An 18,938-nucleotide genomic window follows, 5' to 3' on the forward strand; every position below is an offset into this window, starting at 1 on the left:
TTCACACCAGCCGGCCCCTTGTGCCGCCGAGCCCGGGCTCGGCGCTGCTTACTTGAGCAGGCCTTCGGCCTTCATCGCGGCCTGCACGGCAGGGCGGGCCAGCACGCGCTCGCGGTAGGCCAGGAGGTTGGTCAGCTCGGAGATGTCCACGCCCACGAACTGGGCCCAGCCCGTCACGGTGAACAGGTAGGCGTCGGCCACGGTGAACTGCTCGCCCATCAGGTAGTCGCGGCCATTGAGCTCGCCGTCCACCCACTTGAGGCGGTCCAGCACGCGCTGGCGCACCACGGGCTTGTAGTCGTCGGGCGTGGCGGGGTTGAACAGGGGGCCGAAGCCCTTGTGCAGCTCGGTGCCGATGAAGTTCAGCCACTCCTGAAGGTGGTAGCGGGCCATGGTGCCGTTGGCAGGCGCCAGCTTCTTCTCGGGGACCAGATCGGCCAGGTACTGGACGATGGCCGGGCCTTCATGCAGCGTGTCGCCGTCGTCGAGCACGAGGAAGGGAACATAGCCCAGCGGGTTGATGCCGTAGTAGTCCGTGCCGTCCTGCAGCTTGTGCGTCTTGGTGCTGGCAAGGACCGGCTCGTAGGCCAGGCCTGCCTCGTGCAGGACGATGTGGGGAGACAGAGAGCAGGCGCCAGGGCTGTAGTAGAGCTTCATGGTGGATGGCTTCCGATCAGGGTAAGAAAGACAAGCGCCCATGCTAACCCCATGTGCAGGGGCTGCGCATGATGGGACCGCGCTGGCGGCAGGGTTCAGGCCGACAGGCGCTGTGCAGCCCAGAGCACCTGCTCCAGCACGGCCTTCATGCCCAGCTGGTCCTGGGGGCGCTGCAGGCGGCCGGCCTCGTCAAAGGCCTGGCCTGCCTGTCCCACGGCGTGGCTCACGGGGGCCAGCCAGCACTGCAGGTTCAGCAGCAGCGGCGCCAGGTGCGACTGGGCGCGCAGGCCGCCCAGGCCGCCGGGCGAGGCGCTGGCCATGCCCACGACCTTGCCGCGAAAGGGCAGGGTGCCATCGGACCAGACCGGATCACCGGCCACGGGGCTGGAAGCCCAATCGATGGCGTTCTTGAGCAGGGCAGGGTAGCTGCCGTTGTACTCGGGCGAGCAGATCAGCCAGGCCGGGTGGCTGTGCAGCGCGGCCTTGAAGCGCAGCACGTCGGGCGGCGTGCCGCTGGCCTCCAGGTCGGCGTTGTACATGGGGATGTCGAAATCCGACAGCTCCAGCAGCGTGGGCTGGGCGCCCAGTTCGCGCGCCATGTCGGCGGCGGCGGCGGCCAGGCGCCGGTTGTGCGATTGTTGGCGGGTACTGCCCGCGAAGATGAGGATCTGCATGGCCGCCATTGCATCACAGGCCCTGCACATGTTTCTTGCAAGCGGGCCGCCCTGCGGGCGGCGGCGCGCAGCATCCTGCGGTGCACACGTGTTCGCCGCACTGTTTCACGTGGAACACCGGCGCAGTGCCGGCCCGGTGGCGGGGCCGGCCGACCCCTTGCAAGGCACTGGTGCGGCAAAGGTGGGAAAATCGCGGGTTCCCCGCTGGGTTCCCCTCGCTACATGAACGAGGGCCACCTGCCATGAGCGCCGGAGCGTGAGTGCTCCGTGTCGGGGGCTTGGGCCGGGCAGGCCCCCGGAGTGATAAGCATGTTGTACCCACAGGAATTTGATGTGATCGTGGTCGGTGGCGGCCACGCCGGCACCGAGGCCGCGCTGGCGGCTGCGCGCATGGGCTGCAGGACGCTGCTGCTGAGCCACAACATCGAGACCCTGGGCCAGATGAGCTGCAATCCCAGCATCGGCGGGATCGGCAAGGGCCATCTGGTCAAGGAAGTGGATGCGCTGGGCGGCGCCATGGCGCTGGCCACCGATATCGGCGGCATACAGTTCCGCATCCTCAACAGCTCCAAGGGTCCGGCCGTGCGTGCCACGCGCGCCCAGGCCGACCGCATTCTCTACAAGGCCGCCATCCGCGACATGCTGGAGAACCAGCCCAACCTGTGGCTGTTCCAGCAGGCGGTGGATGACCTCATGGTCGAGGGCGACCGCGTGGTGGGCGCCGTCACCCAGGTCGGCGTGCGCTTTCGCAGCCGCACCGTGGTGCTCACGGCGGGCACGTTCCTGGACGGCAAGATCCACGTGGGCCTGAACAACTACGCGGCAGGCCGCGCGGGCGATCCGCCAGCCGTCAGCCTGTCATCGCGGCTCAAGGAGCTGCAACTGCCCCAGGGGCGCCTGAAGACCGGCACGCCGCCGCGCCTGGATGGCCGCAGCATCGATTTCTCGCAGTGCGAGGAGCAGCCCGGCGACGGCATGCCCGGTGGTGTCAACGAAGGCGTGCTGCCGGTGTTCAGCTTCATCGGCAATGCGGCCATGCACCCGCGCCAGATGCCCTGCTGGATCACCCACACCAACGAGCGCACGCACGACATCATCCGCAGCGGCTTTGACCGCAGCCCCATGTTCACGGGCAAGATCGAGGGCGTGGGCCCGCGCTACTGCCCCAGCGTCGAGGACAAGATCAACCGCTTTGCCGACAAGGAAAGCCACCAGATCTTCCTGGAGCCCGAAGGCCTGACCACCAACGAGTTCTATCCCAACGGCATCTCCACCAGCCTGCCCTTCGACATCCAGTACGAACTGGTGCGCAGCATGAAGGGGCTGGAGAACGCGCACATCCTGCGCCCCGGCTACGCCATCGAGTACGACTACTTCGATCCGCGCTCGCTCAAGAGCAGCTTCGAGACGCGCCAGATCCAGGGCCTGTTCTTCGCGGGCCAGATCAACGGCACGACCGGCTACGAGGAGGCGGCGGCCCAGGGCCTGTTCGCCGGCCTCAACGCCGCGCTGCAGTGCCGCGGCCAGGAAGCCTGGCTGCCGCGCCGCGACGAGGCCTACCTGGGCGTGCTGGTCGATGACCTGATCACCAAGGGCGTGACCGAGCCCTACCGCATGTTCACCAGCCGCGCCGAGTTCCGGCTGCAGCTGCGCGAGGACAACGCCGACATGCGCCTGACCGAAGCTGGCCGCGCCATGGGCCTGGTGGACGATGCGCGCTGGGATGCCTTCAGCCGCAAGCGCGATGCTGTTTCACGTGAAACAGAGCGCCTGAAGTCCACCTGGGTCAATCCGCGCATCGTCACGCCCGAGGAATCGGAGCGTGTGCTGGGCAAGTCCATCGAGCGCGAGTACAACCTGTTCGACCTGCTGCGCCGGCCCGATGTGGGCTACGGCAAGCTGATGAGCCTGAATGAGGGCCGCTATGCCTCGGCCGATGTGCAGCCCGAGGTGCTGGGCGATCTCAGCGGCTCCGTGGTCGAGCAGGTGGAAATCGCGGCCAAGTACGCGGGCTACATCGACCGCCAGAAGGACGAGGTGCAGCGCGCCGCCCACTTCGAGAACCTGCGCCTGCCGGCCGAGCTGGACTACATGCAGGTGCCGGCCCTGTCCTTCGAGGTGCGCCAGTCGCTGCAAAAGCACAGGCCCGAGACGCTGGGCCAGGCATCGCGCATGTCGGGCGTGACGCCGGCGGCGATCTCGCTGCTGATGGTGCACCTGAAGAAGGGGGGCTTTCGGGGCTTTGCACCGGATGTGACTGACGCGAAGGGCGAGGAGGCATCCGCATGAGCCAGGAACTGCGCGCTCCGCTCGAAGCCGGCCTGCAGGTGCTGGGGCTGGACCTCACCCCCGCCCAGATCGATACGCTGATGGAATTCCAGGCCCTGCTGGGCAAGTGGAACAAGGTCTACAACCTCACGGCCGTGCGTGATCCGCAGGAAATGCTGACCCATCACCTGCTCGACAGCCTGGCTGCCGTGCCGGCGCTGCAGCGCCATCTGGCACAGATGCCTGCGCGCGAAGGCCGCACCGCCATGCTGGACGTGGGCTCGGGCGGCGGCCTGCCCGGCGTGGTCTTTGCCATCTGCTGCCCGCAGATCGACGTGCACTGCGTGGATACCGTGGGCAAGAAGGCCGCCTTCATCCAGCAGGCAGCGGCCACGCTGCGCCTGCCCAACCTGCGCGGCATCCACAGCCGCGTGGAGCAGCTGACCACGCGCTATCCGCTGATCAGCTGCCGTGCCTTTGCCTCGCTGGTGGACTTCACCAGCTGGTCGCGCCAGGCGCTGGAGGAGGGCGGCACCTGGCTGGCCATGAAGGGCAAGCACCCCGACGATGAAATCGCCGCGCTGCCCGCCGACGTGCAGGTGTTTCACGTGGAACCATTGAAGGTGCCGGGCCTGGATGCCGAGCGCTGCATCCTCTGGCTGCGCGTTTGCGCCTGATTTTTTTACCGAATGGCACACTGCCGCGTTGCGGCGGGGCCATGTTCCACATGCGCTGGCTATGGCCCTCGCATAAACTCCCAGCTTTCATCGCTCAGGGGTCAGCATGTTCGGCATCTCCGATTTCAGCGCATTCGTTGTTGCCATTCTTCTGTTTTTGCTGATTCCGGGGCCGGGCAATCTGGCGCTGATCACCTCCACCGGCAAGGGCGGCATACGTGCCGGAATGGCGGCCTGCGCCGGCGTGCTGGCGGCTGACCAGGTGCTGATCTGGATGGCCGTGGCGGGCGTTGCCGCGCTGCTGGCCTCCTATCCCGCGGCCTTCCATGCTGTGCAGTGGTTGGGCGCCGCCTACCTGGGCTGGCTGGGTTTCAGGATGCTCACCGCCAAGCCCGGCGACAAGCCCGTGCTGCACATCGAGCCGCGCCACTACTTTCGCCAGGCCGGCCTGATCACCCTGATGAACCCCAAGTCCATCGTGTTCTACATGGCCTTCTTCCCGCTGTTCGTGGATCCCGCAAGCCACCAGGGCCTGCTCACGTTCGCGGTGATGGCGGCCACGGTGGCCGCTCTGACCTTTCTCTATTGCCTGATCGTGGTGCTGCTGACCGCGCATCTGGCCGAGCGCATGCGCGCCAATCCTGCGGTTTCCCGGGTTCTCGAAAAGACTGCGGGCGTGTTCCTGATCGGTTTTGGCCTCAAGCTGGCCATCGCCAAATAAGCGTGTAAATACCATGGCCAAAATCTTCTGTGTCGCCAATCAAAAGGGCGGGGTCGGCAAGACCACCACCGCCGTCAACCTTGCAGCGGGCCTGGCCAAGGTCGGCCAGCGCGTGCTGATGATCGACCTGGACCCGCAGGGCAATGCCACCATGGGCTCGGGCGTGGACAAGCGTGCGCTGGAGCTGTCGGTCTATGACGTGCTGCTGGAGAACGCCAGCGTCAAGGAAGCCGCCGTGCGTTCCGATGCCGTGGGCTACGACGTGCTGGGCGCCAACCGCGAACTCAGCGGCGCCGAGATCGAGCTGGTCACTCTGGAGCGCCGCAACGATCGCCTGAAGGGCGCCCTCAAGGCGGTCGATGCTGACTACGACTTCGTGCTGGTGGACTGCCCGCCCAGCCTGTCCATGCTCACTTTGAACGGCCTGTGCGCGGCCCATGGCGTGGTCGTGCCCATGCAGTGCGAGTACTTCGCGCTCGAAGGCCTGACCGACCTGGTCAACACCATCAAGCAGGTGCACGCCAACATGAACCCCGACCTGCAGATCATCGGCCTGCTGCGCGTGATGTTCGATCCGCGCACCACGCTGCAGCAGCAGGTCAGCGACCAGCTCAAGGAGCACTTCGGCGACAAGGTGTTTGACACCGTCATCCCGCGCAACGTGCGCCTGGCCGAGGCGCCCAGCTATGGCGTGCCGGGGGTGGTCTTCGATCCGGGCGCCAAGGGCAGCAAGGCCTTCATCGATTTCGCGCACGAGATGGTGCGCCGCATCAAGAAGATGTAGCCATGCAAGGTTCACATGAAGCGGCAGGGCAGGGCGTGCCGACCGGGTGGGCCGCCGAGGACGTCTGGCTGCTGCCCGGCTGGCAGAACTCCGATGCCGACCACTGGCAAAGCCGCTGGGAGCAGCGCCACGGCTACCGCCGCCTGGAGCAAAACGACTGGGACCGTCCGCTGCGCGGCGACTGGAGCGCCAGGCTGCAGGAGACGGTGCTCGACGCCCCGCGCCCCGTGGTGCTGGTGGCGCACAGCCTGGGCTGCATCCTTGTGGCCTGGTGGGCAGCGCATTCGCCGCTGGCCGCCCGCAAGGTGCGCGGCGCGCTGCTGGTGGCCCCCGGCGATACCGAGCAGCCCCAGCTGCGCGAGCAACTGCCCGGCTGGTCGCCCGTGATGATGCAGCGCCTGCCGTTTGCCTCCATCGTGGTCGGCAGCGACAACGACATTTACTGCAGCGCCCAGCGCGTGCAAGCCATGGCCGATGCCTGGGGCGCACGCTTCGTCGACGCAGGGCCTTCGGGCCATCTCAACACGGCCAGCGGGCTGGGCGACTGGGACAGCGGACACGCGCTGCTGGCATCGCTTTGACAAGGACAACACCATGGTGACCAAGAAACCCAAGGGACTGGGACGCGGGCTGGAAGCCCTGCTCGGACCCAAGGTCCACGACAAGGAAGAGGGCGGCGGCCCGGGGGCCGAGACCGGCCTGCCCAGCATCCTGCAGCTCGACGTCATGGTGCCCGGCCAGTACCAGCCGCGCACCCACATGGACGAGGGCGCGCTCTACGAGCTGGCCGAAAGCATCAAGGCCCAGGGCATCATGCAGCCCATCCTGGTGCGCCGCCTGGCCAAGGGCGACCACGCCGGCAAGTACGAAATCATCGCGGGCGAGCGGCGCTTCCGTGCGGCCCGCATCGCCGGCCTGGCCGAGGTGCCGGTGCTGGTGCGCGAGGTGCCCGACGAGGCCGCCGCCGCCATGGCGCTGATCGAGAACATCCAGCGCGAGGACCTGAACCCGCTGGAAGAGGCCCAGGGCCTGTCGCGCTTGGTCAAGGAATTCGGCCTCACGCACGAGCAGGCGGCCCAGGCCGTGGGACGCTCGCGCAGCGCGGCCACCAACATCCTGCGCCTGCTGAACCTGGCCGACCCGGTGCAGACCATGCTCATGGCCGGCGACATCGACATGGGCCATGCGCGCGCCCTGCTGTCGCTGGACCGCGCGGCCCAGATCACGGCCGGCAACCAGATCGCGGCCAAGAAGCTGTCGGTGCGCGAGGCCGAGGCCCTGGTCAAGAAGATCGGCGCCGACTTCAGCCTGGTGCGCCAGAAGTCCAAGAAGGACGGCAAGTCGCGCGATATCAAGCGCGTGGAAGAAGAGCTGTCCGATCTGCTCATGGCCGATGTCGAGGTGCGCATCAAGAAGTCCGTGCGCCGTGGCGGCAAGCTGCAGGAAATGGGCGAAGTGGCGATCCAGTTCGGCTCGCTCGATGCGCTCAACGGGCTGATCGAACGTTTGCGCGGCGATGCACCCGAGTGATGACAACAGCTTGTAACCGTCTGTGATCTGTCGTTCTCCAGCAAAGCAGCGCTTTTTCGCAAGGGTGAATCCCGGTATATTTGCGCGCTGTTATGCGGGGTAATTGTGTGTAATCGCTGACTGGCGACGCTGCCAGTGCGTGGACGCCCATTGCCCTGGCGCTGATTCACCTAGACCAGACCAAGAGGATTACAACGTGAAGAAGTATCTTGCCCTGACTGCCATCGCTGCCGTGGCGCTGACCGGCTGCGTGACCACCGACATGCGCATGGGTTCGCCCGAAGCCAAGACCGTGGCCACGGGCGCCGCAGGCGGTGCCAGCGCCGAGAACGCCAATACCGAGCTGGAGCGTTGCGACTCCTCGCTGGGCACCATCTCCCTGGTCGAGAACCAGACCGCGGGCTGGTACACCATCCTCACCCAGCAGTACCGCCTGCCGCCCACCTCGCAGCTGCTGCGCCTGATGATCCAGCAGTCCAACTGCTTCATCGTCGTGGAACGCGGCGCGGCCGGCATGGGCGCCATGGCGCGTGAACGCGCGCTGATGGACTCGGGCGAAATGCGCGGCGGCAGCAACCTGGGCAAGGGTCAGATGGTGGCCTCCGACTACGGCCTGTCTCCCGAAGTGATCTTCAACCAGAGCGATGCCGGCGGCATGGGCGGCGCCATCGGCGGCCGCGCAGGCGGCATCTTCGGCGCGCTGGCTGCAGCCACCAAGACCCGTGAAGCCTCGGTCATGCTGGCCCTGGTGGACAACCGTTCGGGCGTGCAGGTGTCGGCTTCCGAAGGCTCGTCCTCCAAGACCGACTGGGGCGGCATGGGCGCGCTGTTCGGCGGCTCCGCCGGCGCCTCGCTGGGCGGCTACACGCGCACGGCCGAAGGCAAGGTGATCGCCGCCGCCTTCATGGACGCCTACAACCAGATGGTGCGCTCGCTGCGCAACTACAAGGCGCAGACCGTCAAGGGCCAGGGCCTGGGCGGCGGTGGACGCCTGGGCGTGGACGGCGGTGCCGCACCCTCGCAGACATCGGCTCCGGGCGCCAATGCCGCCGGCATGTCGCTGCGCGCGGCCCAGCAAAAGCTCAATGCCCTGGGCTACACCGCAGGCACGCCTGACGGCTCCATGGGCAAGAACACCCAGAACGCCCTGCGCGAGTTCCAGCGCGACCAGAGCCTGCCGCAGACCGGCCGCCTCGACCGTGCGACCTCGCAAGCCCTGCAACAGCAATAAGCGGCTCCCGGCAGGAGGGCGCGCATGATGCGGCGCCTTCCCTGGCCGGCCCCGGCCCTTCTTGCCTGGGCGGGCGCCTGGCTTGTCTACGCCGCGCTGCAATCGACCCTAGGGCCGCTGGCCGCCTGGCTGGCGGCCTGTTTTTTGGGCGTGCTCGCCAGCCTGCTGGCCACGCCCTGGTGGCGGCGCCTGGCCGTGGCGGCGGGCTTTCCGCTGTCCTGCCTGATGCTGTGGGGGCCGGGCGGCCTGGCCGCCATCAGCCCCTGGCTGTGGCTGGCGGCGCTGGGTCTGCTGACCCTGGTCTACCCGCTCAACGCCTGGCGCGATGCGCCGCTGTTTCCCACGCCGACCGATGCGCTGCAAGGCCTGGCCGATGCTGCGCCGCTGCCGGACGGCGCGGCCGTGCTCGATGCCGGTTGCGGCCTGGGCGACGGCCTGCGCGCGCTGCGCGGGCAGTACCCGCAGGCGCGGCTCAACGGCATGGAGTGGAGCTGGCCGCTGCGCTGGCTGTGCGCGCTGCGCTGCCCGTGGGCCCGCGTGCGCCGTGCCGACATCTGGCTGGCCGACTGGAGCGGCTACCAGATGGTCTACCTGTTCCAGCGCCCCGAAAGCATGGGCCGTGCGGCCGTCAAGGCCGCCACGGAGCTGCCTGAGGGCGCCTGGCTGGTCAGCCTGGACTTTGCGCTGCCCGGCGTGGAGCCCTCCTGGCAGCGCCAGGGCCCGGGCCGGCATAGCCTCTGGGTCTACCGCATGCCGCTGGGCGGTGCCGGCGAGGCCGTGGTGCATGTGCCCGAGCCCGAGGAGACGCCCTACGAAAAGGCGCGGCGGGAACTGCAGGAACGCCGGTGACGGCTGTGCGTGGCTCCTACTTCTTCGCGCTGGCCTTGCTCACGTAGAGCGACAGCGCGGCGATATCGGCCTCGCTGAGCGTGGCCTTGAACGAGGGCATGGCGCCTATGCCGTCGCGCAGGGCACGGGCCACGCGCGCGGCGTCGGGCTTGAGCTCGTCGAGCACGGGGCCGATGGCGCCCTCGGCACCCGCGTCCTTGAGCGTGTGGCACAGCGCGCAGGCGGGCGTGGCCGTGGCGAACAGCTTCTTGCCCAGGGCCATCTGGGCCGCTTCATCGGCCAAGGCGGGGGCGGACAGCAGGGCGCTGCCGAGCAAAGTGCTGCCCAGCAGGGCGGTGTGGATCAGGTGTTTCATCGTGAACATGGCAATGGGGGTACGGGCCCGCCACGGTCTGGCGCCGTGTGCGGGAAGTGACGGGAGTGAAGAGAAGAGGTGGCGGGATGAGCGCGCGGGCCGTGCTCAGGCCACGGTGACGGTCACGGCGTGGTCGGCCCAGCTGGTGTTGTTGTAGCCACTCTGGTTTTCACCGCGCGTCTCGGGCTGGACCCGGCCGCGCGCGTCGGTGGCGCGGCTGGCCAGCACATGCGTGCCCTTGGGCAGGCGCGCCTGCAGCACGAACTGGCGCCAGGCGTACTTGCCCAGGTCGGGGCCGACCAGGCGCGCGGCCTGCCAGCTCTTGCCGCCGTCCGTGGACACTTCCACGCCCTTGACGGCATCCATGCCGCCAAAGGCCACGCCGTGGATCTGCACCAGGCCGGCGGCCTGCCCGCCGTCCTCGGGCAGGGGCGAGTTGATCCAGGACTTGACGCTCATCTCCTGCACCGAGGGCTGGCTCGGGTCGCCCTTGCTGCCGGGTGGCGAGATGCGGTAGCCGTGGGACATGATGTGGGCCTCGCTCTCGCGCGGCGTGAAGGCCAGTTGCTTGATGTACTTGATGTTGTTCACGCCCGTGTAGCCGGGCACGATCAGGCGCAGCGGCCCGCCGTGGGCCAGCGGGATGGGCTCGCCGTTCATCTCCCAGGCCAGCAGGGCGTCTTCCAGGGCCGAAAGCGGCACCGAGCGCTCGACGATGACGCTCTTGGGGTCCAGCCCCGCAGGCAGCACCTCGCCGCCCGTGCCGGTCATGTAGAGACCGCCGTCTGACACACCGCCCAGGGCCTTGACCACCTCGCGCACGGGCACGCCGCTCCAGACCACGCAGCCGGCCGCACCCACGGTCCAGGCCGTGCCGCTGGGCTTGCTGGGAAAGAAGGCCCGGCCATTGCCAGAGCACTGCAGCACCATGGCCACGGTCTCCAGTCCCAGGGACTTGAGCTCGCGCACGCTGAGGCTGCGGGGCTGGCGCACGCCCTCCAACTGCAGCTGCCAGGCATCGCGGTCGGCCACGATGGATTCGGGCGGCGTGGGCAGGTTGTTGCGCACATAGAGCTGGTCGCTGGGCGTGATCACGCTGGTGCCGAAGGCGCCGCGCCGCGTCTCTATGGTGGTGGAGCTGTGGACGATGAGGGCATCGGCCTTCTTCCAGCCCGCGTAGCCGGGCAGGGGCTTGGTGGCCGGTGCTGCCGCAGCTGCGGGTGCCTGGGCCTGGGCTTGGGCTTGGGCCAATGCGCCCTGGTGCAGGCCGGCCAGGCCAGCTGCGGCCAGTGCGCTGGCGCTGCCGGCCAGCAGGCTGCGGCGCGCGGGGGAGGTGGGCGATGTCGGCAAGTGGTTCATGGTTGTCTCCTCGTGGTGGTTGTCAGGGGGCGTGTCATGGGGCAGGGCTGCCCAGGGCCTTGCTGGCCACGGCCAGGGCCTGTTTCTTCTGGGCCACGAGCACCAGCGGCCGGCCTTCGCGCGAGCGAACGACCTGCCAGTGCATGTTGGCCCACCAGCCCTGGCCATCGGCCAGGCGCTGGGGTTGGTCGAAGGCCAGCACGGTGACGATGCCGCCCTTCTCGAAGAAGGTGGTCAGGTGGTAGGCGCGCGTGCCGTCGATGTCGCAGGGCCGCATCAGCTGGGTGTAGCCGGGCAGCTTCTCGCCGGCCGGCAGGTCCATGCGGCGCGCGACCTCGGCCTCGGGCATGAAGCTGCCGCGCAGCGTGCGCTCGTAGTACTCGTGCTCGATGGCGGCGCGCACCAGCTCGGGCGGGCGCATGGCGAACACGGCGGTGGCGGCCGAGCTGCCCACCAGCAGCGCGGCGATCAGCCGGCGCACGCCGCTGCGCGCATGCCAGGGCGTGTGGCGCAGCAGATGGGCGGGCGGCTCGCCGTGCGGTCCGGGGTCGAAGGCCAGGGCCAGTTCGGCGCGTGCGCGCAGGTCGAAGGCCGATTCGTCGGTTGTGTCCGGGGCAGTCATTTCAAGCCTTGGTATCGGGTGGCGCGCAGCGGGGTGGGGCGCAGCGGAATCACGCTGGCAGTCTCTGGAGCAGGCGCCGGGGCGGCCTGCTCCAGCGCCGCCTTCAGCGCATCGCGGGCGCGTGACAGGCGCGACAGCACCGTGCCCGGCGCAATGTCCAGGGCCTCGGCCATCTGGGCCGTGGGCATGTCGTCGAAGTAGTAGAGCACCAGCACCTCGCGGTGGATGGGCGCGATGCGCGACAGCGCCTTGACCACGTCGAGCCGGTCGTCCAGCGCCGAAGGCGAGGGGGTGGGGGCGGGATGCTGGTCCAGCGCCTCGTCATCGCTGACCAGATGGGCCGATGGCGCAAGGTGCCGGAAGGCATGGCGGCGCATGATCTGGAACAGCCAGGCCCGCGCCATTGCGGCCTCGCGCAGCTGGTGGCGAAAGCGCCAGGCGCTGGTGAAGCAGTCCTGCACCACGTCCTCGGCCAGCGCGCGCGAGCCGGTCAGCGCCCAGGCGCTGCGCAACAGGAATCGGTAGTGCTCGCGCACCCACTGGTTGTAGCGCGACTCGGCGGTGGAGATCATGCGGCATAAGAGCACGCAGGGCGCCGCCGCATTCCATGGCCTGCCTATCGGCAAACCCTATATCGGATCAGCTATCGCGAAGAGGCGATGGCTCCCTGTCATTCCCTGGTCGGCCGCGATACAGCGCCTGTTCCGGCCCGGTGGGCAGCGGAACCAGCCTGCTGCCCGAAGAACCGTGCCGGAGGCATGCCCACCGTGCGGTGCACCATGGCGCTGAAGGCGCTGGGGCTGTAGCCCAGCTCGGCCGCGATCTGCTGTATGGGCAGGCCGCGCGCGGCCAGGCTCAGGCCGTGGGCCAGCACGACTTGCTGGCGCCAGGTGGTGAAGCTGCAGCCCAGCTGCTGCTGGAACAGCCGGGCCACGGTGCGCGGGCTGGCGCCGGTGTCGGCCGCCCAGTCGGCCAGGCTCTCGTGCTGGGTGGGGTCGGCCACCACGGCCTCGCAGAGCATGCGCAGCCGTTTGTCCTGGGGCATGTTCACGCCAAGGTGGACTTCGCTGGCGCGGCGCAGTTCTTCCAGCAGCAGGGCGCTCAGGTGGTGCTCGCGCTGCAGCGTGGCGGCGTCCGGGGCGGGCTGGTCATCGCTTTGCTTGGGCAGGGCCGTGATCAGCTCGCGCATCAGCGGCGAAACCTCCAGCACGCGGCAGCGTGCCCAGTCCTGCGGGTTGCAGGCCACGCCGCAGGACGGGAGGTCCGGCAGTACGGGGCCCTGGGCCGGATCGTCCTGCAGCACGTAGATGGAGACGAGATCGGCTTCCTCGACCATGGCCACGGCGTGGACCAGGCCGGGCGGAATCCACACGGCCTTGGACGGCGGTGCGATCAGCGTGCCCTGGGGGGCCGACAGGTGCAGCACGCCGTCCAGCGAGATGGCGATCTGTGCCCAGCTGTGGCTGTGCGGTATGACGCGCGTGCGTGCCGACAGGCGGTGCCGCTTGGCGCGCACGGGGCGCTGGGGCGTGGGCACGAACAGGTGCGGATGCAAGGCCTCGACCGGCTCCATTGGCCGGGCCCTGCGCACCGACCGCAGTGCGGCTGCGGGACAGGCGCTGGGCAGGGTGTCGGCAGAAGGGTCGGCAAAAGTGTGGGCAGGGGTGCCGGGCGTGGAGACAGGCTTTGGCATGTTTGCGACAGAAGTTGGCAGACTATCGCATACAAGACGAAACGCTGCTGCCTAAGATGCGGCCCATGACCGCCTCTTCTTCTTCCATGCCGGACGCCGTGGCTCCGGACCCGCTGCGCAGCGATGTGCGCACCATCGGCCTGATCGGCCTGGCGCATGGTTCCTCGCATTTCTTCCACCTGCTGCTGCCGCCGCTGTTCCCGTGGCTGATCGCCGAGTTCGGCTACAGCTATGCCGAACTCAGCGTGATGGTGTCGCTGTTCTTCGTGGTCTCCGGTGTGGGACAGGCCATGGCCGGCTTTGCCGTGGACCGCTTTGGCGCGCGCCCCATTCTGTTTGCGGCGCTGGGCAGCTTCACCGTGGCGGGCGTGGTCGCCAGCCTGGCACAGGGCTATGGAATGCTGCTGCTGGCAGCCTTCTTCGCGGGCCTGGGCAATGCGCCCTTCCACCCGGTGGACTTCACCATCCTCAACAAGCGCGTGTCGGCCAAGCGCATCGGCCATGCGTTCTCGGTGCACGGCCTGTCGGGCAATATCGGCTGGGCGCTGGCGCCGCTGTTCATGGCGGGCATCACCACGGCCACGGGCTCGTGGCGCCTGGCCTGCCTGTGCGGCGCGGCCCTGGCCGCCGTCATCCTCACCATCATGGTGCTCAACCGCGAGGCGCTGGACGACCGTGCGGCCGATGCCCAGGCCCCCGCGGCGCGCGCCGCTGCGGCCGCCGTGCCGCAGGAGCATCCCATGGCCTTCCTGAAGCTGCCCTCGGTCTGGCTGTGCTTCTCGTTCTTCTTCTGGAGCACCTGCGCGCTCAGCGCCATCCAGAGCTTTGCCAGCCCCGCCATGCAGTCCATGTACGGACTGCCGCTGAGCGTGACGGCGCTGATCGTCACGGGCTACATGCTGTGCGGCGCGGCAGGCATGCTGGCCGGCGGCTTCCTCGTGGGCCGCGTGCAGCGGCTGGAGAAGGTGATCTCCATCTGCATGCTGGGCTCGGGTGTTGCGCTGTTCCTGGTCGGCACGGGCTGGCTGCCGGCCATGGCGGCCGTGGCCGTGGCCTCCATCGCGGGCCTGGGAACGGGCCTGGCCGGCCCCTCGCGCGACATGCTGATCAAGCGCGCCGCCCCGCCCGGCGCCACCGGCCGCGTCTACGGCACGGTGTATTCGGGCCTGGACCTGGGCTTTTGCCTGGCGGCCCCTGTGTTCGGCTACATGCTGGACCACGGCATGAGCCACGGCGTGTTCTACGGATCGGCCATTGCCCTGGTGCTGAGCGTGGTGTCGGCCGTGGTCGTGGGCGATGGCGTGAGCAAGAAGGGCGGCATGGCGCTGAGCGCGGGCTGATCCCGGGTCTCGCTCCCCACAAGGCCCCGCAAGCCAAGGCTTGCGGGGCCTTTGCTTTGGGCAGTGAGATGGACAAAACAGGCACGGCAATTGCGTGCGCCCTGCGCGGCGCCTGCTATCGTGCAGGCACAACTTTTTCAACACAGGAGACCTGTCCATGCGTTCCGCCTTCGCACCGCTTTCCCTCATGTTCCGCAGCGCCCCGCTGGCGCTGGCCCTTGCCATGGCCGGCCTGTCCGGCAGTGCCCTGGCTGCGCCCAAGGCCGATATCCAGGCGCTGGCGCAAAAGCACCAGCAGCCCTTGCTGGACACGCTGCGCGACCTGGTGCACATCGAGTCGGGCAGCAAGGACATGGAGGGCGTGGAGCAGATCGCCAACTACGTGGCCGGCAAGCTGCGCGAGCAGGGCGGCAAGGTCGAGATCCTGCAGCCCACCGACGTCTACCGGCTGGGTGACACGCCCGAGAAGATCGGCCCCATGGTGCATGCCGAGTTCAAGGGCAAGGGTACCAGCCGCATCATGCTGATCGCCCACATGGACACGGTCTACCTGCGCGGCATGCTCAAGGACCAGCCGTTTCGCATCGACGGCGAGCGCGCCTACGGCCTGGGCATTGCCGACGACAAGCAGGGCGTGGCCCTGATCCTGCACACCGTGGCCATGCTGCGCCAGCTGGGCTTCGACAACTACGGCACGCTGACCGTGCTGATGAACAGCGACGAGGAAATCAGCTCGCCCGGCGCGCGCAGCACCATCACGCGCATGGGCGCCGAGCAGGATGCGGTCTTCTCGTTCGAAGGCGGCGGCACCGACGGCGGCGTGCGCCTGGCCACCAGCGGCATCGGCGCGGCCTACCTCAAGGTCGAGGGCAAGGCCTCGCACGCGGGCGCCAAGCCCGAGGACGGCGTGAACGCGCTGTACGAGCTGTCGCACCAGCTGCTGCAGATGAAGGACCTGTCCAAGCCCGAGACCGGCCTCAAGCTCAACTGGACCGTGGCCAAGGCCGGCACCAACCGCAACGTCATTCCCGCCGAGGCCACGGCCCAGGCCGACGCCCGCGCGCTGCGCGTGGCCGACTTCACGGCGCTGGAGCAGGCCATGCAGGCCAAGGTGGGCCACAAGCTGCTGGACGCCAGCAAGGTGCAGCTCAAGTTCGAGGTGCGTCGCCCGCCGCTGGAGGCCAACGAGGCCTCGCGCAGCCTGGCCAAACAGGCGCAGACCATCTACAGCGATGAGCTGGGCCTGAAGATGAGCGTGATGGAAAAGGCCACGGGCGGCGGCACCGACGCGGCGTTTGCGGCGCTCAAGGCCAAGGGTGCGGTCATCGAGGGCTTTGGCCTGAGCGGCTACGGTGCGCACTCCAATGATGCGGAGTATGTGCAGCTGAACACCATCGTGCCGCGCCTGTACCTGGCCACGCGCATGATCATGGATCTCTCCAAGTAAGGGTCGGCTATCAGGCTGCACTCCTGCGTTAAGCCAAAGCCAGACGGTGGCTTGAGTCGCTTTTTCTGACCCTGCCGGGTGGTTGTTTTTCGAGGCCGGGTTTCGGCCCGGCAGCCGACTGCCCTTTCTTGTTTCGCCAAGAAAGGTCAGGTCAAAGAAGGCGACCCGAATGTCCGCGACCCCTTCGCTTCGCTGCGGGGCAACCTGCGTCGTGGCGGTTGCGGGGTTCGCCGTGAAACTCACTTCGCTCTGCGAGCTACGTTCAAACAATCACGGCGAGTCAGATGACGAAGCAGTCCTGTCCTTCGGCAGGACTGCAACCCCGCAACCACCACGCCGCAGGCGCGGCCATACGGGAGTGAACAGCGGGCGCCGAGCCTTGTGGACATAAAAAAGGGCATGCCTTGCGGCATGCCCTGAAGGCGCATCGTGGGGCGCTCTGTGTTCTTTACTGCGAAGAGATGTTCTTGTCCTTGGCGATCTTGCTCCAGCGCGTGAAGTCGGCATTCAGGCGCGCCTTCATGGCCGCGCCGTCCTGGTAGGTGGCGATGGCGCCTGCGGCCAGCATCTTCTTTTGCAGCTCGGGCTCGGCCAGGATGAGCTTGAGCTCCTGGTTCAGGCGCTGGACCACGGCGGGAGGCGTGTTCAGCGGGGCGATCAGGCCGCCCCAGGTGTCGGCGTCGAAGCCGGGGAAGCCCTGCTCGGCCACCGACTTCACGTTCGGCAGCAGCTGCTTGGCCTTTTGCGAGCTGACGGCAATGGCGCGCAGCTTGCCGGCCTGGATGTGGGGCAGGGCGGCGACCACGTCGGCGAACATCACGGCGATCTGGCCGCCGATCAGGTCGGTCACGGCCGGCGCGCTGCCGCGATACGGCACGTGCTGCATGTCGAAGCCGCCCAGGTCCTTGAGCTGCTCCATGGACAGGTGGCCGAAGCTGCCCGTGCCCGAGCTGGTGTAGTTCAGCGCGGGCTTGGCCTTCTTGGCATGCTCGATCAGCTGCTGCAGGTTGGTCACGTCCGGCAGCTCGCGCGGGTTGATGACGATGGCCATGGGCAGGTCATAGACCGTGGCCACGGGCAGGAAGTCCTTGCGCACGTCGTACAGGTTGTTGTTGAACAGCATGGGCGCCAGCAGCGCGGGCATGCCGAACATGGACAGCGAGTAGCCGTCGGGCTGCGACTTGATGAAGGCCGCCGTGCCCACCGAGCCCGAGGCGCCGGGGCGGTTGTCGATGACGATGGTCTGGCCCAGGCGCTCGGTCAGGCGCTGCGCGACGATGCGCGCGGCCGTGTCGGTGGGGCCGCCGGGCGGGAAGGCCACGGTCAGCTTGATCAGCTTGTCGGGCCACTGGCTCTGGGCCCGGGCGGCGGGGGCCAGCGTGGCGATGGCGGTGGCGCAGGCGGCGGAAAGGATCTGGCGGCGCGAGGCCTGGATGGGGGTGGAAGTCATATGTCTCCTCAAGCGGGAAGGGGTGGAAATGAGAGCCGTGGAGCGGTCTGGGTGGGAACGTCTGCGCGCTCTCAGATGATGTTTTTGGCGCGCAGTGCGGCGCGGGCCTGTTCGTCCAGGCCCAGGCGCTGCTGCAGCACCTCGTCGGTGTGTTCGCCCTGGTGCGGCGGCGGGCGGCGCACGGGCAGGCGCTGGCCGTCCAGCGCATAGGGCGGGGCCAGCACGGACTGGCTGCCGGCCTCGCTGTCCTCGAAGCGGTGCAGCAGGCCGGCGTCGGCCGTGCGCTGCGAGTTCAGGGCCTCGAACAGGCCCAGCACCTCGCCGCAGGGAATCTGCGCGGCCGTCAGGCATTCGAGCAGTTGGGCGCGCGTGAAGCGCAGCAGCTCGGCCTGCACCAGCGGCATCAGCAGATCGCGGTTTGCCGAGCGTGCGGTATTGGTGGCAAAGCGTTCGTCGGCGGCCCACTCGGGCTTGGCGATGACGTCGGTGCAAAAGCGCTGGAACTGGCCGTTGTTGCCCACGGTGATGACCAGCGGGCCGTCGGCCGCCTCGAACACGCCGTAGGGCACGATGGACGGATGGGCGTTGCCGAACTTGGGCGGGTCGCCGGCCTTGAGCAGGGCCTCCATGCCGTAGTAGCTGGTGATCATCAGGCCGCAGTCGTACAGGGCCATCTGCACATGGCGACCGCGCCCGCTGCGCTCGCGCTCGTAGAGCGCGGCCAGGATGGCCTGGGCCGAGTACATGCCCGTGAACATGTCCACGGCGGCCACGCCGAACTTCAGCGGGCCCTGGCCCTGCTCGCCGTTCATGGCCATGATGCCGGACTCGCCCTGCACCACCAGGTCGTAGCCGGGCCGCGTGGCCTCGGGGCCGCTGCGCGAGTAGCCCGAGATGGAGCAGTACACCAGGCGCGGGTTCAGCTGCGACAGCTGCTCGTAGCCCAGCCCCAGCTTCTCGGCGCCGCCGACCTTGAAGTTCTGTATGACCACATCGCTGTCCGCCGCCAGCTCGCGTGCGATGCGCAGGCCCTCTTCGGCCTGCAGGTCCAGCGTGACCGAGCGCTTGTTGCGGTTGGCGCTGTTGAAGTAGGAGGTGTTGCGCTGGCCCACGCGCACGCCCCAGTCGCGCGTGTCGTCGCCGCGGCCCGGGTGCTCGACCTTGACGACATCGGCGCCCAGGTCGGCCAGCGCCATGGCGCACATGGGGCCGGCCAGCACGCGCGAAAGATCCAGGACGCGCACGCCGTCCAGCGGCAGGGAAGAGGGGAGAGCACTCATG

The 18,938-nt window shown here is 68.4% G+C and carries 19 protein-coding genes; 10 read left to right on the top strand and 9 right to left on the bottom strand.

Annotated elements, in window-relative coordinates:
• Positions 1 to 48: 48 nt before the first annotated feature.
• Positions 49 to 657, bottom strand: coding sequence for a glutathione transferase GstA (gene gstA, locus IB269_RS24480; RefSeq protein WP_013799958.1), 609 nt, complete (start codon positions 655 to 657; stop codon positions 49 to 51).
• A 95-nt stretch (positions 658 to 752) separates the two neighbouring features.
• On the bottom strand, positions 753 to 1,340 hold the full coding sequence (locus IB269_RS24485; RefSeq protein WP_099732601.1) for an NADPH-dependent FMN reductase: 588 nt from the start codon (positions 1,338 to 1,340) through the stop codon (positions 753 to 755).
• Between the two features lie 300 nt (positions 1,341 to 1,640).
• On the opposite strand from IB269_RS24485, the gene mnmG reads away from it, so the two are divergent.
• The 8 genes from mnmG to IB269_RS24525 all read left to right on the top strand — a co-directional run bounded on the left by mnmG (position 1,641) and on the right by IB269_RS24525 (position 9,391).
• On the top strand, positions 1,641 to 3,620 hold the full coding sequence (mnmG, locus tag IB269_RS24490; RefSeq protein WP_088166421.1) for a tRNA uridine-5-carboxymethylaminomethyl(34) synthesis enzyme MnmG: 1,980 nt from the start codon (positions 1,641 to 1,643) through the stop codon (positions 3,618 to 3,620).
• Positions 3,617 to 4,276 (top strand): 16S rRNA (guanine(527)-N(7))-methyltransferase RsmG, encoded by a 660-nt coding sequence (gene rsmG / locus IB269_RS24495; RefSeq protein WP_123694835.1) that lies wholly within the window; start codon positions 3,617 to 3,619, stop codon positions 4,274 to 4,276. The genes mnmG and rsmG overlap by 4 nt, the downstream gene beginning before the upstream one ends.
• Positions 4,277 to 4,382: 106 nt before the next feature.
• On the top strand, positions 4,383 to 4,997 hold the full coding sequence (locus tag IB269_RS24500; RefSeq protein ID WP_013799962.1) for a LysE family transporter: 615 nt from the start codon (positions 4,383 to 4,385) through the stop codon (positions 4,995 to 4,997).
• Positions 4,998 to 5,010: 13 nt separating this feature from the next.
• Positions 5,011 to 5,781 carry a ParA family protein gene (locus IB269_RS24505; protein ID WP_034397528.1) on the top strand — a complete coding sequence of 257 codons (771 nt, stop codon included), beginning with the start codon at positions 5,011 to 5,013 and terminating at the stop codon, positions 5,779 to 5,781.
• 2 nt (positions 5,782 to 5,783) lie between these two features.
• Positions 5,784 to 6,362, top strand: coding sequence for an RBBP9/YdeN family alpha/beta hydrolase (locus IB269_RS24510; RefSeq protein ID WP_071953952.1), 579 nt, complete (start codon positions 5,784 to 5,786; stop codon positions 6,360 to 6,362).
• A gap of 13 nt (positions 6,363 to 6,375) precedes the next feature.
• Positions 6,376 to 7,311 carry a ParB/RepB/Spo0J family partition protein gene (locus IB269_RS24515; protein ID WP_192368559.1) on the top strand — a complete coding sequence of 312 codons (936 nt, stop codon included), beginning with the start codon at positions 6,376 to 6,378 and terminating at the stop codon, positions 7,309 to 7,311.
• Positions 7,312 to 7,507: 196 nt separating this feature from the next.
• Positions 7,508 to 8,542, top strand: coding sequence for a peptidoglycan-binding domain-containing protein (locus tag IB269_RS24520; RefSeq protein ID WP_013799966.1), 1,035 nt, complete (start codon positions 7,508 to 7,510; stop codon positions 8,540 to 8,542).
• 24 nt (positions 8,543 to 8,566) lie between these two features.
• A complete protein-coding gene (locus IB269_RS24525; protein ID WP_192368560.1) occupies positions 8,567 to 9,391 on the top strand; it encodes a class I SAM-dependent methyltransferase in 825 nt (274 codons plus the stop codon).
• Positions 9,392 to 9,407: 16 nt separating this feature from the next.
• Here the strand turns inward: IB269_RS24525 and IB269_RS24530 are convergent, their stop codons facing one another.
• The 5 genes from IB269_RS24530 to IB269_RS24550 form a co-directional block, all read right to left on the bottom strand.
• Positions 9,408 to 9,755: a c-type cytochrome gene (locus IB269_RS24530; protein WP_192368561.1), complete on the bottom strand. Its 348-nt coding sequence runs from the start codon at positions 9,753 to 9,755 to the stop codon at positions 9,408 to 9,410.
• Positions 9,756 to 9,851: 96 nt separating this feature from the next.
• Positions 9,852 to 11,105 (bottom strand): sulfite oxidase, encoded by a 1,254-nt coding sequence (locus tag IB269_RS24535; RefSeq protein ID WP_192368562.1) that lies wholly within the window; start codon positions 11,103 to 11,105, stop codon positions 9,852 to 9,854.
• A gap of 34 nt (positions 11,106 to 11,139) precedes the next feature.
• The gene (locus IB269_RS24540) at positions 11,140 to 11,727 is read right to left on the bottom strand and encodes a hypothetical protein (RefSeq protein WP_013799970.1); all 588 of its coding nucleotides are present in this window, start codon (positions 11,725 to 11,727) and stop codon (positions 11,140 to 11,142) included.
• The gene (locus tag IB269_RS24545; protein WP_017405078.1) at positions 11,724 to 12,299 is read right to left on the bottom strand and encodes an RNA polymerase sigma factor; all 576 of its coding nucleotides are present in this window, start codon (positions 12,297 to 12,299) and stop codon (positions 11,724 to 11,726) included. The genes IB269_RS24540 and IB269_RS24545 overlap by 4 nt, the downstream gene beginning before the upstream one ends.
• Before the next feature lie 98 nt (positions 12,300 to 12,397).
• On the bottom strand, positions 12,398 to 13,420 hold the full coding sequence (locus IB269_RS24550) for an AraC family transcriptional regulator (protein WP_192368563.1): 1,023 nt from the start codon (positions 13,418 to 13,420) through the stop codon (positions 12,398 to 12,400).
• Between the two features lie 65 nt (positions 13,421 to 13,485).
• On the opposite strand from IB269_RS24550, the gene IB269_RS24555 reads away from it, so the two are divergent.
• Together IB269_RS24555 and IB269_RS24560 are read left to right on the top strand one after the other, a co-directional pair.
• Entirely contained in the window at positions 13,486 to 14,760 is a 1,275-nt protein-coding gene (locus IB269_RS24555; RefSeq protein WP_043795639.1) for an MFS transporter, read from the top strand.
• A 157-nt stretch (positions 14,761 to 14,917) separates the two neighbouring features.
• Positions 14,918 to 16,207: a M20/M25/M40 family metallo-hydrolase gene (locus tag IB269_RS24560; RefSeq protein ID WP_012202000.1), complete on the top strand. Its 1,290-nt coding sequence runs from the start codon at positions 14,918 to 14,920 to the stop codon at positions 16,205 to 16,207.
• 448 nt (positions 16,208 to 16,655) lie between these two features.
• Here IB269_RS24560 and IB269_RS24565 read toward each other — a convergent pair whose 3' ends face one another.
• Positions 16,656 to 17,657, bottom strand: a complete 1,002-nt coding sequence (locus IB269_RS24565; RefSeq protein ID WP_046987901.1) for a Bug family tripartite tricarboxylate transporter substrate binding protein — start codon at positions 17,655 to 17,657, stop codon at positions 16,656 to 16,658.
• 71 nt (positions 17,658 to 17,728) lie between these two features.
• Positions 17,729 to 18,937, bottom strand: a complete 1,209-nt coding sequence (locus IB269_RS24570) for a CaiB/BaiF CoA transferase family protein (RefSeq protein ID WP_013799976.1) — start codon at positions 18,935 to 18,937, stop codon at positions 17,729 to 17,731.
• Between the last annotated feature and the right edge of the window lies 1 nt (position 18,938).

It is taken from the genome of Delftia sp. DLF01 (genome assembly GCF_014852125.1).
Taxonomy (GTDB): domain Bacteria; phylum Pseudomonadota; class Gammaproteobacteria; order Burkholderiales; family Burkholderiaceae_C; genus Comamonas; species Comamonas acidovorans.

What these genes read in the sequence shown, in the direction of transcription:
- mnmG (WP_088166421.1), top strand. Translation starts at nt 1,641, where the DNA reads ATGTTGTACCCACAGGAATTTGATGTGATCGTGGTCGGTGGCGGCCAC.
- IB269_RS24535 (WP_192368562.1), bottom strand. Translation starts at nt 11,105, where the DNA reads ATGAACCACTTGCCGACATCGCCCACCTCCCCCGCGCGCCGCAGCCTG.
- IB269_RS24485 (WP_099732601.1), bottom strand. Translation starts at nt 1,340, where the DNA reads ATGGCGGCCATGCAGATCCTCATCTTCGCGGGCAGTACCCGCCAACAA.
- IB269_RS24555 (WP_043795639.1), top strand. Translation starts at nt 13,486, where the DNA reads ATGACCGCCTCTTCTTCTTCCATGCCGGACGCCGTGGCTCCGGACCCG.
- IB269_RS24505 (WP_034397528.1), top strand. Translation starts at nt 5,011, where the DNA reads ATGGCCAAAATCTTCTGTGTCGCCAATCAAAAGGGCGGGGTCGGCAAG.
- IB269_RS24550 (WP_192368563.1), bottom strand. Translation starts at nt 13,420, where the DNA reads ATGCCAAAGCCTGTCTCCACGCCCGGCACCCCTGCCCACACTTTTGCC.
- IB269_RS24540 (WP_013799970.1), bottom strand. Translation starts at nt 11,727, where the DNA reads ATGACTGCCCCGGACACAACCGACGAATCGGCCTTCGACCTGCGCGCA.
- IB269_RS24510 (WP_071953952.1), top strand. Translation starts at nt 5,784, where the DNA reads ATGCAAGGTTCACATGAAGCGGCAGGGCAGGGCGTGCCGACCGGGTGG.
- IB269_RS24515 (WP_192368559.1), top strand. Translation starts at nt 6,376, where the DNA reads ATGGTGACCAAGAAACCCAAGGGACTGGGACGCGGGCTGGAAGCCCTG.
- IB269_RS24560 (WP_012202000.1), top strand. Translation starts at nt 14,918, where the DNA reads ATGCGTTCCGCCTTCGCACCGCTTTCCCTCATGTTCCGCAGCGCCCCG.
- gstA (WP_013799958.1), bottom strand. Translation starts at nt 657, where the DNA reads ATGAAGCTCTACTACAGCCCTGGCGCCTGCTCTCTGTCTCCCCACATC.
- rsmG (WP_123694835.1), top strand. Translation starts at nt 3,617, where the DNA reads ATGAGCCAGGAACTGCGCGCTCCGCTCGAAGCCGGCCTGCAGGTGCTG.
- IB269_RS24500 (WP_013799962.1), top strand. Translation starts at nt 4,383, where the DNA reads ATGTTCGGCATCTCCGATTTCAGCGCATTCGTTGTTGCCATTCTTCTG.
- IB269_RS24525 (WP_192368560.1), top strand. Translation starts at nt 8,567, where the DNA reads ATGATGCGGCGCCTTCCCTGGCCGGCCCCGGCCCTTCTTGCCTGGGCG.
- IB269_RS24565 (WP_046987901.1), bottom strand. Translation starts at nt 17,657, where the DNA reads ATGACTTCCACCCCCATCCAGGCCTCGCGCCGCCAGATCCTTTCCGCC.
- IB269_RS24530 (WP_192368561.1), bottom strand. Translation starts at nt 9,755, where the DNA reads ATGTTCACGATGAAACACCTGATCCACACCGCCCTGCTGGGCAGCACT.
- IB269_RS24545 (WP_017405078.1), bottom strand. Translation starts at nt 12,299, where the DNA reads ATGATCTCCACCGCCGAGTCGCGCTACAACCAGTGGGTGCGCGAGCAC.
- IB269_RS24570 (WP_013799976.1), bottom strand. Translation starts at nt 18,937, where the DNA reads ATGAGTGCTCTCCCCTCTTCCCTGCCGCTGGACGGCGTGCGCGTCCTG.